Genomic DNA, 14,921 nt, shown 5'->3' with positions numbered 1-14,921 from the left:
GGCGGTCAGGTCGTCCGGGCGGACGTCCTTGAGGGAGCCCTTGAAGGCCCGGCCGATCGGCGAACGGGCAGCGCTGACGATGACGGCTTCGGGCACGGCGGACTCCGGTGGTCGGTACGGATGCATGAGTGGGCGGGAGGAGCGGGAGCGGGGGAGCGCGGGTCAGAACGCGTCCTCGGCCAGCTCCATGGCGGCGTTGTCCACGGCCTCGGCGATCAGCCGCTGCGGCGCGACGGTCGGCAGGACGGTGCGGGCGAAGAAGCGGGCCGCCGCGACCTTGCCCTGGTAGAAGGAGGCGTCCTTCTCCGAGGCGCCGGCCGCCAGCTTGGCGAGGGCCACGGCGGCCTGGCGCAGCAGCAGCCAGCCGACCAGGACGTCCCCGGCGGCGAGCAGCAGGCGGGTGGTGTTGAGGCCCACCTTGTACATGGCGGTCGGGTCCGCGGCGGCGCCGGAGAGGTCGGCGACCATGGTCCGGACGATGGCCTCCAGGTCGTCCGCGGCCGCCGTCAGCAGTTCGCGCTCGCGGGCCAGCGGATCGGCGTCGCGGTCGCCGCCGGCCGTCGTGAAGGCGCGGACCTCGCCGACCAGGCCGTTGAGGGTCCGGCCGCCGTCCCGGACGATCTTGCGGAAGAAGAAGTCCTGGCCCTGGATGCCGGTGGTGCCCTCGTAGAGGGTGTCGATCTTGGCGTCCCGGATGTACTGCTCGATCGGGTACTCCTGGAGGTAGCCGGAGCCGCCGAGGATCTGCAGGGACTGGGCGAGCTGCTCGTAGGACTTCTCGGAGCCGTAGCCCTTGACGATCGGCAGCAGCAGGTCGTTCAACTGCTCGGCGGCCGCGGCGTCCTCGCCGCGCTCGCGCCGGGCCTCGATGTCGTCCTGCACCGAGGCGGTGTAGAGGACGAGCGCGCGCATGCCCTCGACGTAGGCCTTCTGGGTGAGCAGCGAGCGCCGTACGTCGGGGTGGTGGGTGATCGTGACGCGGGGGGCGGCCTTGTCGAGGAACTGCGAGAGGTCGGGGCCCTGGACGCGCTCCTTGGCGTAGTCGAGGGCGTTGAGGTAGCCGGTGGAGAGGGTGGCGATGGCCTTGGTGCCGACGATCATCCGGGCCAGTTCGATGACCTTGAACATCTGGCGGATGCCGTCGTGCTTCTCGCCGACCAGCCAGCCCTTGGCGGGCTGCTTGGCTCCGAAGGTCAACTCGCAGGTGTTGGAGGCCTTCAGGCCCATCTTGTGCTCGACGTTGGTCGCGTAGACGCCGTTGCGCTCGCCCAACTCGCCGGTCTCCCGGTCGAAGTGGTACTTGGGCACGATGAACAGGGAGAGGCCCTTGGTGCCGGGTCCGTGGCCCTCGGGGCGGGCCAGCACCAGGTGGATGATGTTGTCGGCCAGGTCGTGCTCGCCCGAGGTGATGAAGCGCTTCACGCCCTCGATGTGCCAGGAGCCGTCCTCCTGCCTGACCGCCTTGGTGCGCCCGGCGCCGACGTCCGAGCCGGCGTCGGGTTCGGTGAGGACCATGGTGGAGCCCCACTCCCGCTCCACCATCAGCCGGGCGATCGCGTGCTGTTCCGCGGTGCCCTCGGCGTGCAGGACGCCGGCGAAGCCGGGGGTGGTGGCGTACATCCAGACGGCGGGGTTGGCGCCGAGCACCAGCTCGCCCAGCGCCCAGTAGAGCAGCCGGGGGCTGGGGGTGCCGCCCAGCTCCTCGGCCATCCCGAGCCGCCAGAACTCGGCCCGCTGGTAGGCCTGGTAGCTCTTCTTGAAGGAGTCCGGCACCGGGGCCGCGTTGGTCGCCGGGTCGAAGACCGGCGGGTTGCGGTCGATGTCGGCGAAGGACTCGGCCAGCTCCTCCTCGGCGAGGCGGGCCATCTCGTGGAGCACGCTGCGCGCCGTCTCCTCGTCCAGCTCGGCGAACCGCCCGGTGCCGAAGAGGCCGCCGGCGCCGAACACCTCGAAGAGGTTGAACTCCAGGTCGCGCAGATTGGACCGGTAGTGCCCCATCGTTGGCCTCCCGCCATCAAGAAAATCCATCCGAACGATCGTGCATAGTGTTCGCCGCTGTCAACCACCGCCCGGCGGCCCGGCGGGACCTGTCACTCCGTCAACAGCGCTGCCCGGTACCGCCGGTAGTGCGCGAGTGCCCGGTCGACCAGCGGCCCGGCGGCGCCCACGTACCCCTGCGGGTCGAGCAGCTCCGCCAGCTCCCCGGGGGTGAACCGGCCGGCCAGCTCGGGGGCGGCCGACAGCACCGCGCCGAGCGGGCGGCCGGCCCGGGCGGCCTCGGCCGAGGCGCGGCTCATCAGCTCCTTGGCCGCGACCTTGCCGACCACCGGTGCCAGCACCACCGCGAGCCGCTCGGAGACGACCAGGCTGCCGGTGAGGTCGAGGTTGGCCCGCATCCGCGCGGCGTCGACGGTCAGCCCGGCCGCGAGTTCGGCGGCCGTGTGCGCCGCCCCGCCGGCCAGCCGCAGGCACTCCCGCAGCGGCTGCCACTCCGCGTGCCAGACGCCGGCCGGCCGTTCGTCCTCGGCCAGCATCGCCTGCGCGAGCACCAGGGACAGCGCCGGCGCCTGGAGGGCGGCGGAGCGGATCAGGGTGGCGAGGGCCGGGTTGCGCTTGTGGGGCATCGCCGAGGAGACCCCGCGCCCGGCCGCGGCCGGCTCGGCGGCCTCGGCGATCTCGGTCCGGGCCAGGGTCTGGACGTCGACGGCGAGCTTGCCGAGCGCCCCGGTGACGGTCGCCAGCGCGCCGCCGAGGTCGGCGATCGGCGTGCGGACGGTGTGCCACGGCAGGACCGGGGCCAGCAGCCCGGTCTCGGCCGCGAACGCCGCCAGCAGCCGGTCGGTGTACCCGGCGAGGTCGGTGCCGCCGTACGCGGCGCCGCCCGGCCACGGGTGGATCCGGGCGTACTCGACGTAGCCGGCCAACGTCCCGGCCGCGCCGCCGAGTTGGGCGGGCAGGCCGACCCGTACCCGGCGCAGCCGGGTGGCCGCGTCGAGGACGCCCTGGAGCCAGCCGGCGGCCTTGAGGCCGAAGGTGATCGGCACGGCCTGCAGGGCGAGGGTCCGGCCGGGCATCGGGGTGTCGCGGTGCTCCTCGGCGAGCCGGGCGAGCGCCGCGGCCACCCGGTCCAGGTCGGCCAGCACCAGTGCCGTCGCCCGGGAGGCCACCAGCATCGCGGCGGTGTCCATGATGTCCTGGCTGGTGGAGCCGCGGTGCACGTACTCCGCCGCGTCCGGGTCGCTCGCGGCGACCAGGGCGGTGAGTTCCTCCACCAGGGCCACCACGGGGTTGGCGGCGCCGCGGGTGCGGTGGGCCAGGCGGACCACGTCCAGCCGGTCGGCCCGGGCGTGGTCGGTGATGGTGGTGGCCGCCTCCGGGGGGACGAGGCCGAGCTTGGCCTGGGCCCGGACCAGCGCCGACTCGGCGTCCAGCAGGGCCTGCAGCCAGGCCTCGTCGGAGGTGGCCCGCTCGACCGGCGTGCCGGCCCGCACCGGCGTCAGCAGACCGGAGTCGAGGAACGGCCCGGAGTCGAGGAGCGGCCCGGTGTCGACGAGCGGATCGGTACCGTCGCCGCCGCTCATACCGTCGCCCTGGTCGACGCGGGCGACTGCGCGGCGGCACCGGCGGCGGAGACGGCGGGCAGCGGCGCCGCGGCGAGCCCGAGCACCGTCCGGGCGATGGCGTCCGCGTCGGTGAGCGTCACCGAGTTGACGCCCGGCCGGATGCCGGCGGCGGTCACCCAGTGCACAGCCTCGGTCGGCACGCCGAAGGCGAACCGCTTCGGGTGCGGGTGGTCCTCGGCGTCGACCAGGTGGTAGGGCCGGGCCGTCACCGCGACGCCGCCGGTCTGGTGGGTGGTGCCGCCCGGGTCGCCGATCTCGTACGGCCGGCACTGCCCGGTGGCGAGCAGGTAGCCGAGGAGCGGGTCGGCGGTGCGGCGCACGTCGATGTCGGGCAGCCGGGCGTCGATCAGGACGGCGGAGCTGACCTCGGACCCGGGGACGGCGGCGGACTCCGCCCGGAACAGGCAGCTCTGCGGATCGGCGACCGCCCGTACGCGCGGACCCAGGACGGTCAGCACGCCCGCCGCGAGCAGGGCGAGGGCCTCCTCGATCCGGTGGGCCGGCGGCCCGATCGAGAGGAAGGCGTTCAGCGGCGTGTACCACTGGTCCAGGTCCTCGTGGTGGGAGGTCCCGGTGAGGCCGCCGTGGTCGACCAGCATCCGGACTTCGTTGCGCAGGTCGCGCAGCACGTCCAGGGCGGCCTTCAGCGGGCCGCTGACGTTGCCGAGCCGGGCCTCGGTCAGGTCCTGGCGGAGGTAGTCGGCGAGCCAGTCGCGGAAGTCGTCGGGCCCGGCGAACTCCCGGTCCCCGTAGGGGCGGGCGATCCGCTCCCAGTCCCAGCGGCGCTCGCCGCCGAGGCCGGCGGCGTCGATCAGCGCCGTCTCCTCCGCACTGCCCCAGCCGGTGGCGAGGTAGCGCTCGCGGAAGCCGTCCACCTCGTCGGCGCGGCCGTCGGCCGCCAGCAGGGAGGTGCAGTAGACGGTCTCGACCTCCTTGGCGATCAGCGGCCAGACCTCGGCCCGGAAGTCGAGCCCGCCCCGCCCGGCCGAGCGGTCGCGCAGGGTGTCGATCACCTCGGGCACCAGGACGATCGGCAGGTGCCGCCCGTGCGCGCCCTTCTCGTTCTCGCCGCGCGAGTGGAACGGCAGGCCGCGCCGGGACCCGGCGTGCAGCAAGGGCTCGCGGCCGGACGGCCGGTAGCGCAGCAGCCCGTCCGGCGCCCGCTCGAAGCTGCCGCCCCGGCCGACGGTGAGCAGCGCCATGTAGTCGAAGAAGTTCAGGCCGAGGCCCAGCAGGACGACCGGCTCGCCCGGGCGGATCCGGTCGAGGTCGGTGTCGGCCGGGTTGGCCGGTGCGAGGTAGACCAGGCCCCACTCCTCGGCGAAGGCGGCCAGCGCGGCCTCCCGTTCGCTGTCCTCGGTGGGCAGGTGGCCCAGGGCCAGGACCACCGCGTCCAGACCGGTCAGGCGCTCGCCGTCGGCCAGCAGCACGGTCTGCCCGCCGTCGCCGGGCCCGGTCGCACCCGGTGCCCGCGGGCCCGGCGAGGAGGCGGCGGAGGCCGGGGAGCCCGAGGCGGCCGGCGCGTCGTCCAGCGCGACGGCGCGGGAGCGGTGCACGCGGATCGTGACGTGGTCCGGCGCGGTGGTCACCACCCGGTGGAACACCCACTCCAGGTAGTGCCCGTAGAAGGCGCGGGTGGGGTACGAGTCCGGCCCGAGCCGGGCCGCCTCGGCCATCACGTGCTCGGGGTACTGCCACCCCTCGAACGGGCCCATCAGGACGAGGAAGCGGGCCCACTCGTACAGGCTCGGGCCCAGTTGCAGCGGGCCCGCCATGTCGACGGTGTCGTCCGTGAACATGGTCACCTGCGAGGAGACGGTGTTCATGAGCAGCTGGTGCGGCTGGTCGGTGCGCCAGACCTGGCCGGCCCCCGGCGGGTGGGGCTCCACCACGTGGACGGTGGTCGGGACGTCGGCGCCCTCCGCGCGGGCGTTGGCGCAGAGGCGCTCCAGGACCGACAGACCGCGCGGCCCCATGCCGATGATGCAGATGTCGAGCTGTCGAGCAGTCATGTCCACTCTCCGGCGGATCGCGTGGGTGGGAAGCGGGGGTGTCCGGGCCTCGCGGCCCGGACTCGGCGGGCGGCGTCAGCGCAGGACCGCCCAGCCCCGCTTGGTGAGCTGGGCGGCGAGGTCGTCGGCGGCCTCCGGGTCGACGGTCAGGTCGAGTCGGCCGAACGGCTCGTCGGGGACGTGGTCGACGTTGAGGTCCACGATGTGCATCCCGGTGTTCCAGACGTCGGCGAACAACTGCTCGACGGCTTCCGGGTGGTTGGCCACCGGGACCGAGACCCGGCCGTTGCCGTCCCCGGGCCGCCCCGGCCCCCGGCGGGGCACCCGGTCCTGCCCGGCCACCCCGCGGCTGAGCAGCTCGCCCAGCGTGTGCTCGCCGCTGCGGCGCCGCTGCGGGTCGTCGGCACCGATGTCGCGCAGGGCGTCCAGGACCTGGTCGAGGTCCTTGCTGAACCCGGCGAGGATGTCGGCCACCGCCACCGCGTTGGTGCCGAGGATGTCCGTCCACAGGCCCGGGCTGCCGCCGGCGACCCGGGTGGTGTCCCGCAGGCCCTGGCCGGCCAGCCGGGCCGTCCCGGGCTCCATCGACTCCAGCTGGGCCGACAGCACGCTCGCCACCAGGTGCGGGGCGTGCGAGACCAGCGCGACCGCGCGGTCGTGGTCGTCCTCCTCCATCAGGATCGGGCGGGCACCGCAGAGCGCGACCAGCTGCAGGACGAGGTCCACCGCGTGCCGGTCGCTCTCCCGGGACGGGGTCAGCACCCAGTTGCGGCCCTGGAAGAGGTCGGCGGCGGCGGCGAACGGGCCGGACCGCTCGCTGCCCGCCATCGGGTGGCCGCCGACGAAGCGGCCGAGGTCGCAGCCGGCCTCCTCGGCGGCCGTCCTGGTCCGGGCCTTCACGCTGGACACGTCGGTGTACCAGTGGGCGAGCCCGAGGTCCTGCTGTTCCTTCAGCACCGGCGCCAACTGGGCCGGCGGAACGGCGATCACGGCCAGGTCGACCGGCTCCGGCGGCGGCCCGGCGACGCCCGCGTTGAGCGCGACGGCGGCGCCGACCGCCAGCGAGCTGCGGTCGAGCAGATAGGTCGTCAGTCCGCGTCTGCGCGCCGCCAGGGCGACCGAGGTGCCGATCAGGCCCGTGCCGACGACCGCGACGGTGCGCATCAGGGAGCTCCCGGGGAGCGCCAGAGGACCGGGAGGAAGGCCGGGTCGGCGTAGTCGGGCGTGCCCTCGGGGGTGCGCCGGACCAGGACGTCGTGGTTGTAGGCGACGATGCTCCCGTCGCTGCGGGTGAAGCGGCGGTAGCGGTTGGCGCCGTCCTGGAGGTGCAGCGAGATCGCCCGCCGCGGCCGGTCGCTGCGGTTGGCACCGCTGCCGTGGTACGTGCGGCAGTGGTGGAAGCTCATGTGCCCCTTGGGGATCACGATCGGGACCTTGCGCACCTCGGTGTTGTTGAACCCGGCGTTCTCCTCCAGCATCGCGTCGAGTTCCTCCCGGCTGCGCTCGGCGAAGTGCAGCGAGGTGGAGTCGCGGACGCTGGTCTCCTTCCAGCGGTGGCTGCCGTCGACCATGGTGATGGTGCCCAGTTCCTCGTCGCAGTCGTGGAACGGGATGAACGCGGTGAGCATCCGCTCGGAGGTCGAGGTGGCCCAGTAGTGGCGGTCGAAGTGCCAGGGCACGATGTTGCTCTGCTCCTCCGGGCGCGGCGGCTTGAGGATCAGGGTGGACTGGAACACCCGGATCTCCGCCGCCTCGGCCAGCCGCGCGGCGACCGCGCCGATCAGCGGCTTGCGCAGGATCCGCCCGATGGCGTCGTCCTCGTAGTGGACGTAGTCGTTGTGGCGCTGGACGGCGCCGTGCTCCGGCTCCCAGTAGGCGAGCTTGGGCGGGCGGACGGGCAGCGTCCGGTCCCGGTGGCCGGCGTAGTACCGCTCGCTGGCCTGCTCCAGCCCGTCGACCTCCGCGTCGGTGAGCAGCTTCTTGCTGAGGTACCAGCCGTGCTCGGCGTAGAAGCGGACGTCGTCGTCGGTCGGGAGGAGCTCCGACTCCTCGTCGGTGAGCCGGAATTCGGGGGTGGGTGCGGGTGCGGGCATGGTGGGTCCTCTCGGGTGCGCGTGGGCGGGGCAGGCGGGCGAGAAGGGAGCGGCCGGGAGCGGGCGGGGCAGCGTCAAGCGCCGACCTTCTCGCGCTCGACGGCCTCGTAGAGGGCCTTGATGTTGCCGCTGCCGAAGGTGCGGGCGCCGTGGCGGTCGATGACCTCCATGAAGTACGTTCGGCGCACGTGCATGGAGCGGGTGAAGATCTGGAAGAGCTGTCCCCAGTGGTCCCGGTCGACCAGCACGTTGGTCTCGCGCAGCTCCGGGATCTTCACGTCCGGGGTGCCGAGCCGCTCCTCCAGCAGGTCGTAGTAGCTCGCCGGGGTCTGGAGGAAGGTGACGCCGCGGCGCTCCAGGGTCTTCACCGCGTGGATGATGTCGCCGGTCAGCAGCGCCATGTGCTGGACGCCCGCCCCGCCGTGGCGGGTGAGGAACTCGTCGATCTGGCCGGGGCGCCGGTCGGTGACCGGCTCGATCAGGGTCAGCGTGACCTTCCCGGAGGGGCTCTGCACCACCTTGGAGTCCATGGCCTGCTCGCCGACCTCGATGAACTCCTCGAAGATCTGCTCGAAGCCGAAGACCCGCCGGTAGTACTCGACGGTGCCGGTCAGCTCGCCGGCCGGGACCACGACGGCGAAGTGGTCGATCTCGGTGAGCAGGTCGTCGGCCGGCTCCGGGTCCGGTGCCAGGACGCCGACCACGCCGGGGAGGAACTCCTCCGTCCCGCCGTGGCGTTCGACGAAGCGGTGCACCACGTCGCCGAAGGCCGCCACCTCGGCGGTGACCACCCGGGTGCCGTCCTGCTCGTACGCGACCGGTGCCGCCAGCGGGGCGGCGCCCGCGGCGACCGCCGTCTCGTAGGCCGCGGCCGCCGAGGTGGTCTCCAGGGCGATGACCGCGAGGCCGTCGCCGTGCCGGCGCACGAAGTCGGCGGCCGGGTGGTGCTCGGACAGCGGTGAGGTGAGGAGCACCTGGATGCCGCCCTGGCGGAGCAGCAGCGAGCGGTGGTCGGTGGGTTCGGACTCGCCGCAGAGGCGGAAGCCCAGCGCGGTGCAGAACCAGAACGCGGACTGTTGTGCGTCGCCCACGTAGAATTCCACGTGGTCTATTCCTTGAATGTCCATGAGAGATCTCCTGGGCGATATGTCAGGGAAACTTCGGTCAATCTCCGGAATCGTTCTCGCGGCGATTCCGGACGGCCAGGAACCGGCAGGACTCGCCGCCGGTCCGCAGGCATTCCGTCCGGGTGTCGCACACCGATACGCCGAGCCCCTCGAACCAGCCCTGGCGCATCTCCAGGCACGGACACTCGTAGCCGTCCAGGGCGCGGGCGGCCTTGAGCATCCGCAGCGCGTAGTTGTGGTGGACGACGGTCTCCCATTCCTCCTCGCCGAGGTGGATCTGCTCCGCGCCGTACATGTCGTCGGTCCACATGAGCGGCGGGACGTTCTCGAAGAGGTGGACGAACTCCTTCATCGGGATCTCGTCGAATTTCACGCCGGCCTGTCGGCGGTACCACATCGCCGCCCGGCGGGCGACGAACCGGATCGCCTCGGCGTTGATCTCGTTGGCCGCGCTCTGGCCGAACCGCTTCAGCACGCCCTGGTACCAGCGCGCGTCGTGCAGCCACCAGAACTGGTGGGCGGGCGGCTCCCCGCCCGGCCACCCGCCGGCGGGGTTCCCGTCGCCGGCCGGGCCGGCACCGGCCGCGGGGCCTGCGGAAGCCGGGCCGGTACCGGCCGCGGGGCCCGTACCGGCGGCCGGGCTCCCGCCGGCGGACGCGCCGGTCACCGGGCCGCGCCTTCCGGGGTCACCGACCGGACCCGGCCCTCGGCCGGGCCGAGCACCAGGCTGAGGTTGTGGCCGCCGAACGCGAAGGAGTTGGAGACGGCGGCCGAGACCCGGCCCTCCCGGGCCTTGCCGCGGACGTGGTCCAGCTCGCAGGCCGGGTCGACGGTGTCCAGGTTGCGGGTGGCGGGCACCACCTCGCCCGCGATGGCCAGGGCGGTGATGGCCGCCTCGGCCGCACCCGCCCCGCCGAGCAGGTGGCCGGTCATCGACTTGGTGGCGCTCACCGCCGGCGAGCGGCTGCCGAACACCGCGCGGACGGCCTTCGCCTCGGCCACGTCGCCGAGCTTGGTGCCGGTGCCGTGGGTGTTGACGTAGTCCACGTCCGCCGGGGCGAGGCCCGCGTCGGCGATCGCCCGGCGCATGCACGCCATCGCGCCCTCGCCGTCCGGGCGCGGGGTGGTGGGCCGGTAGGCGTCGGTGGTGGCGCCCCAGCCGAGCAGCTCGGCGTAGGCGGCCGCGCCGCGCGCCGCGGCGAGGTCGGCCCGCTCCACCACCAGGACCCCGGCGCCCTCGGCGAGCACGAAGCCGTTGCGCCGGGTGTCGAAGGGCCGGCTGGCCTCCTGCGGGTCGTCGAAGCCGTGGGCCAGCGCCCTGGCGTTGCCGAAGGCCAGCGCGACGGTGGGGTGCAGCGGCGCGTCGGAGCCGCCGCAGATCACCACGTCGGCCTCCCCGCCGCGGATCAGCCGCAGCGCCTCCGCGACCGACTGGGCCCCGGCCGCGCACGCCGTCGCGATGGCCGCGCTGTACCCGCGGATGCCGTACTTGATGGCGACCCGGGCCGCCGCCATGTTGGGCAGCATGCCGGGCAGCAGGTACGGGCTGACCGCGGCCCGCCCGCGGGCGTGCCGGCCCCGGGCCTGCTCCTCGTACGTCTCCAGGCCGCCGCCGCCGCTGGAGACCACCACGGCCGCCCGCAGCGGGTCCACGTCCCGGCCGACCACCAGGCCGGCGTCGGCGATCGCGTCGTCGGCGGCGGCGAGCGCCAGCAGCGCGTAGCGGTCGACGAACCGGCCCTCGCTCGGCGGCAGCACCGAGGTCGCGTCGATGTCCGGCGCGATCCCCGCGACGTCTACCCCCGAGCCGTGCAGCGGGTGCCCCTCGGGCGGCCGGCGCAGGCCCGACCGGCCGGCGCACAGCGCCTCGAAGGTGGCGCCGGCGCCGCGCCCGAGGGAGCTGACCAGGCCGATGCCGGTGACGACCGCACGGGGGCGGCCGACCCCGGTCATGCGGCGCTCCCCAGCGGCCCGGAGCCGTCGCCGAGCAGCTGCCCGGCGAGGTAGCGCTCGCGCAGCAGGACCTTGCGGACCTTGCCGGTCGGCCCGAGCGGGATCTGCGCCGGGTCCACCACCACGACGCCGCGCACCGTCGCCGCGACGTGCTCCTCCAGCGCGGCCCGGACGGCCTTCGCCCGGTCGGCGGCGGGGTCGGCGCCGGCGGCGAGCACCAGCAGCACATGGGTGGCGACGCCGCCGTCGGGCTCGGTGACCGCGACCACGGTGCACTCCAGCACGTCGGACAGGGCGGCCAGCACCCGCTCCTCGGAGGCGGCGGTGTACAGCCGGCGGCCCCCGCCCAGGTCGATCGAGTCCACCTGCCGGTCGACGTGGTAGTAGTAGCCGGCCGCGTCCCGGTAGACCAGGTCGCCGGTCAGGAAGTAGCCGTTCAGCCGGGTGCGCCAGGTGGTCACCGAGTCGTTCCAGTACCCGAGGGCGAGGGTCGGCGCGTTCACGCCGAGCTGCCCCACCTCGTTCGGGCCGAGCGGCGCGCCGTCCTCGTCCAGCACGGCGACGTCGGAGAAGGCGTGCGGCTTGCCGATGCACCGGCCGTAGCGGGAGGTGCTGGAGGTGTGGGTGATGAAGAACTGCGAGTGGCCCATCTCGGTCGAGCCGAGGCCGTCGATGAACACCGAGCCGGGCACCACGCGGATCCCGCCCGCGCCGGCCGCCCGGCGGTTGCCGACCGAGACCAGCCGCCGGATGTGGGCCTCGTGGGCGCAGTCGCCGGTGTTCCACCAGAGCTGGACGGAGCCGAGGTCCCGGGCCGCGAGGTCGACCGCGGCCAGCTCCGACCAGGTGGCGGCGAAGCCGAGGACGCCGGTGGGGTGCCAGGCCTCGATCGCGTCCAGCACGGCCTCCCCGGTCTGCTGGGAGAGGACCAGCAGCTCGGACCGGTTGGCCAGCGCGAGGTTGACCGCGATGACGGTGGCCGCGTGGGCGGCGGGCAGCGCGCCGAGCAGCCGGTCCACGCCCTGGGCCCGGGGCAGGGTGAGCCGGTGGCGCACCGAGGCGAAGAGGCTGGCGTGCGAGTGCGCGACCGCCTTGGGCAGGCCGGTGGTGCCGGAGGAGTGGGTGATCACCGCCGGGTCGCCGGGGTGGTGCCGGAACTGCGCCGGGGCGGCGGCCGGGTCGCCGGCACCGAGCCCGGCGACGTCGATCACCTGGGCGACGCCGAGGTCCTCGTCGCCGAACGCCGCCCGGTGCGCGGCGTCGACCAGGACGGCCGCGGCCCGCAGCCGGCGGATGTACTCGGCGGCCGGCTCGGCCGGCAGCCGGCCGTTGACCAGGGCCGGGACGGCGCCGATCCGGGCCAGCGCCAGGAAGCTCAGCACCTGGTCGGCGCCGGCGGAGACCTGGACGGCGACCGGGTCCCGGGGGCGGATGCCGAGGGCGTGCAGCGAGGCGGCGCGGGCGGCCACCCGGCGGTCCAGCTCGCGCAGGGTCAGCGGCTGGAGGGCCGGGTGGCCGTCCACCTCGGTGTCGAAGGTCAGCGACGGCTCGTCGAGCCCCTCGCCGCGGGCGATCAGCGTGGTGAGCACATTGCCGGTGCCGAGCTGCTGGTCCGCAGCGAGCTCGGCGCGGATCTTGCTGAGGCTCATGGCTTCCTCTCCGTTGCGTCCGTGACCGCTCTGCCGGGGGGTGCCGGCAGGCGACAGATCAGGTGGGCTTCCGCACGGTCGCGCCCGCCCGGGCCGGCGGCCTGCTCGACCAGGAGCAGCAGCACCTCGTCCGCGTCGCCGTCCTCGATCAGCAGGTCGGCCAGCTCGCGGCCCTGGTGGGCCGGATCGGCGCCCGGGCTGACGCAGACCACCGGACCGACCAGGTCCCAGCGGGCCGCGACCCAGCCGAGGACGGCGTTGGGCACGGACTGGAAGAACAGCAGCGGCTGCAGGCGCCCGCCGCCGTCGACCGCGGCCGCGACGGCCTCGGCCGTGCCCTGGTCGCCGTACTCGCTGACCAGGACGACCGCGGTGGGCCGCTCGCCGGCGGGTTCGGCGGGCTCGCCGTAGCCGCGCCGCAGACAGCGGTCGGCGACGGTGGCGACCAGTGCGGGGAAGGTCGAGGCGATGAACCCGGCCGGCATCGCGGGCGCGCCGTCGTCGCCGGGTTCGGGCCAGGAGGCCACCGCCCGGACGGCGCTCCCGCCGTGCCGGTGCGGGGCGGCGGCCGGGGCCGCCGGGGGCGTGGTGGTGCTCATACGGCACCGACCAGCAGGGCGGTGTTGGCGCCGCCGAACGCCGCGTTCAGGCTCAGCGCGTACGCGGGCCGCGCCGGGTGGGGGCCCTCGGTGACGAGGTTGAGCCCGCACCGCTCGTCCGCCGCCAGGAAACCCGCGTTGACGGGCAGCCGGCCGGAGCGCAGCGCGCCGACCGTGACGACGAGTTCCAGCACCCCGGAGGACTCCAGGGTGTGGCCGTGCACCGACTTGGACGAGCTGACCGGGATCAGGGCCGCCCGCTCGCCGAGCGCCTCCCGCAGACCGGCCGCCTCGGCGGCGTCGCTGGCCGCCGTCCCGGTGCCGTGCGCGTTGATGTAGCCGATGTCCTCGGGCCGCCGACCCGCCCGGCGCAGGGCGGCCCGGACGGCCCGGGCCAGCCCGGTGCCGTGCGGGTGCGGCTGGCTGACGTGGTGGGCGTCGCCGGCCCGGCCCCAGCCCGCCAGCCGGGCCAGGACGGGGGCGCCGCGGCGCTGCGCCGCCGCGGCCGACTCCAGCACCACCGCCGCCACGCCGTCGCCGAGCAGCATGCCCCGGCGGCCGGCGCTGAACGGGCGCAGCCGGCCGTCGGGCGCCAGGGCCCGCCCGGCGTCGAAGAGCGCGAAGTGCTCCTCGTCGACCAGGTAGCCGGCGGCCACCACGACGCGCTCGACCCGGCCGCTGCTGATCGCCGCGGCGGCGTCCGCGACGGCGGTGCTGCCGGCCACGCAGGCCGTGGTGTAGGCGAGGACCTCGCCGCCGAGACCGGACCGGTCGGCGAGGGCGCGGGCGGTGCCGGCCGGGGTGCGGCCGGTCCGCTCGGCGACCGGCAGCCGGGTGACCGCCGGGTCGGTGTGGCCGGCCAGCAGGAGGCGGGCGGCGGCCCGGTCGCCGGCGCCGAGCCGGGCGTGCGAGCAGGCCTCCTCGACGACGGCGGCCAGCTCCTCGACGAGGTCGGGGTCGCCGGGCAGCTCGGCGGCGGCGCCGGCCCGGAACCGGGTCACGTCGAACCGGGTGACCGGCCCGAAGGCCGGCTCGCCGGCGGTGACCCGCTCGTGCAGCGCCTGCGCGCCGCGGCCGCAGGCGGAGACCGCCGACAGGCCGGTGATCACCGGGGCGGCACCGCCGCCCCGGCCCGGGGGTCCGCCCAGGACGGGGGTGTCATCCATGGCCTGCCCTCGCCAGCTGTTCGCCGAGGACGGTGACGGCGCCGGGCACGGTCGCCATCCGGACGAGCTCGTCGTCGTCGAGGTCCAGCTGCACCTGGTAGCGCTGCTCGACCTGGTGGACCAGCCAGGCGAGCTCCAGGGAGTCGATCTGCTCGATCGCGTCCTGCGGAGTGCGTTCGCGGTAGGTCGAGAGCAGTTCCAGTACGTCGTCGCGGTCGATCTGCCGGGTCGGGCTCACTCGGAACCACCGCCGGTCCGGGCCAGCGAGGCGCGCCGGGCGATCTCGGCGGCGAGCTCGCCGAGGGTCATCAGGGCGAGCTGCTCGGTCTCGTCCTCGTCGATCCGGACGCCGAAGGTGTCCTCGACCTGGACGGCGATCTCGGCGAGGGCGAGCGACTCCAGGTCGAGGCCGGCCGGGCCGAGCGGGGTGTCGTCGGTGATCTCGGAGACGTCGTAGTTCATCTCGGCGAGGCTGGCGACGATGAACGTGTTGATGTCGTTGCTCATGGTTCCGACTCCTTTGTCATGTCCACGTACTGGGCGGGGGTGTTCGGGACGGGGTTCGCGAGGTGGGGGCGTGCGGTGTGGGGCGTGCGGCGTGGGCCTGCGGGGTGGGGGCGCGCGGCGCGGCGGTCGCGCGCGGGCAGGCCGGATCACGGAAGGGGGGAGGGGGAAGCGCGTGGGTGCCGGGAGGGCGCG

The 14,921-nt window shown here is 74.8% G+C and carries 13 protein-coding genes; all 13 read right to left on the bottom strand.

Going from position 1 to position 14,921, the window contains the following annotated elements; all coding sequences use genetic code 11:
- Positions 1–162: 162 nt before the first annotated feature.
- Complete coding sequence (locus ACWDRR_RS30735) at positions 163–1,998, bottom strand: acyl-CoA dehydrogenase (protein ID WP_449775516.1); 1,836 nt, start codon at positions 1,996–1,998, stop codon at positions 163–165.
- A 92-nt stretch (positions 1,999–2,090) separates the two neighbouring features.
- Positions 2,091–3,581 (bottom strand): class-II fumarase/aspartase family protein, encoded by a 1,491-nt coding sequence (locus ACWDRR_RS30730; protein ID WP_449775515.1) that lies wholly within the window; start codon positions 3,579–3,581, stop codon positions 2,091–2,093.
- A complete protein-coding gene (locus ACWDRR_RS30725; protein WP_449775514.1) occupies positions 3,578–5,635 on the bottom strand; it encodes an FAD/NAD(P)-binding protein in 2,058 nt (685 codons plus the stop codon). The genes ACWDRR_RS30730 and ACWDRR_RS30725 overlap by 4 nt, the downstream gene beginning before the upstream one ends.
- Before the next feature lie 75 nt (positions 5,636–5,710).
- Complete coding sequence (locus ACWDRR_RS30720; protein ID WP_449775513.1) at positions 5,711–6,799, bottom strand: prephenate dehydrogenase; 1,089 nt, start codon at positions 6,797–6,799, stop codon at positions 5,711–5,713.
- Positions 6,799–7,728: a phytanoyl-CoA dioxygenase family protein gene (locus ACWDRR_RS30715; protein WP_449775512.1), complete on the bottom strand. Its 930-nt coding sequence runs from the start codon at positions 7,726–7,728 to the stop codon at positions 6,799–6,801. The genes ACWDRR_RS30720 and ACWDRR_RS30715 overlap by 1 nt, the downstream gene beginning before the upstream one ends.
- 74 nt (positions 7,729–7,802) lie before the next feature.
- A complete protein-coding gene (gene hppD / locus ACWDRR_RS30710) occupies positions 7,803–8,855 on the bottom strand; it encodes a 4-hydroxyphenylpyruvate dioxygenase (RefSeq protein ID WP_449775511.1) in 1,053 nt (350 codons plus the stop codon).
- 37 nt (positions 8,856–8,892) lie between these two features.
- Entirely contained in the window at positions 8,893–9,522 is a 630-nt protein-coding gene (locus ACWDRR_RS30705; RefSeq protein ID WP_449775510.1) for a hypothetical protein, read from the bottom strand.
- On the bottom strand, positions 9,519–10,808 hold the full coding sequence (locus tag ACWDRR_RS30700) for a beta-ketoacyl-[acyl-carrier-protein] synthase family protein (RefSeq protein ID WP_449775509.1): 1,290 nt from the start codon (positions 10,806–10,808) through the stop codon (positions 9,519–9,521). Before ACWDRR_RS30700 ends, ACWDRR_RS30705 begins: the two co-directional genes overlap by 4 nt.
- Positions 10,805–12,457 carry a class I adenylate-forming enzyme family protein gene (locus tag ACWDRR_RS30695; RefSeq protein ID WP_449775508.1) on the bottom strand — a complete coding sequence of 551 codons (1,653 nt, stop codon included), beginning with the start codon at positions 12,455–12,457 and terminating at the stop codon, positions 10,805–10,807. The genes ACWDRR_RS30700 and ACWDRR_RS30695 overlap by 4 nt, the downstream gene beginning before the upstream one ends.
- Positions 12,454–13,056, bottom strand: a complete 603-nt coding sequence (locus ACWDRR_RS30690) for a beta-ketoacyl synthase chain length factor (RefSeq protein WP_449775507.1) — start codon at positions 13,054–13,056, stop codon at positions 12,454–12,456. The genes ACWDRR_RS30695 and ACWDRR_RS30690 overlap by 4 nt, the downstream gene beginning before the upstream one ends.
- Entirely contained in the window at positions 13,053–14,222 is a 1,170-nt protein-coding gene (locus ACWDRR_RS30685) for a beta-ketoacyl-[acyl-carrier-protein] synthase family protein (protein WP_449775506.1), read from the bottom strand. Before ACWDRR_RS30685 ends, ACWDRR_RS30690 begins: the two co-directional genes overlap by 4 nt.
- Complete coding sequence (locus tag ACWDRR_RS30680) at positions 14,215–14,460, bottom strand: acyl carrier protein (RefSeq protein WP_449775505.1); 246 nt, start codon at positions 14,458–14,460, stop codon at positions 14,215–14,217. The genes ACWDRR_RS30685 and ACWDRR_RS30680 overlap by 8 nt, the downstream gene beginning before the upstream one ends.
- A complete protein-coding gene (locus tag ACWDRR_RS30675; RefSeq protein WP_449775504.1) occupies positions 14,457–14,729 on the bottom strand; it encodes an acyl carrier protein in 273 nt (90 codons plus the stop codon). The genes ACWDRR_RS30680 and ACWDRR_RS30675 overlap by 4 nt, the downstream gene beginning before the upstream one ends.
- Positions 14,730–14,921 lie beyond the last annotated feature (192 nt).

It is taken from the genome of Kitasatospora sp. NPDC003701 (assembly GCF_053587085.1).
Note: the sequence above shows the minus strand (reverse complement) of the source record. Positions and strands in the feature narration are given on the sequence as shown.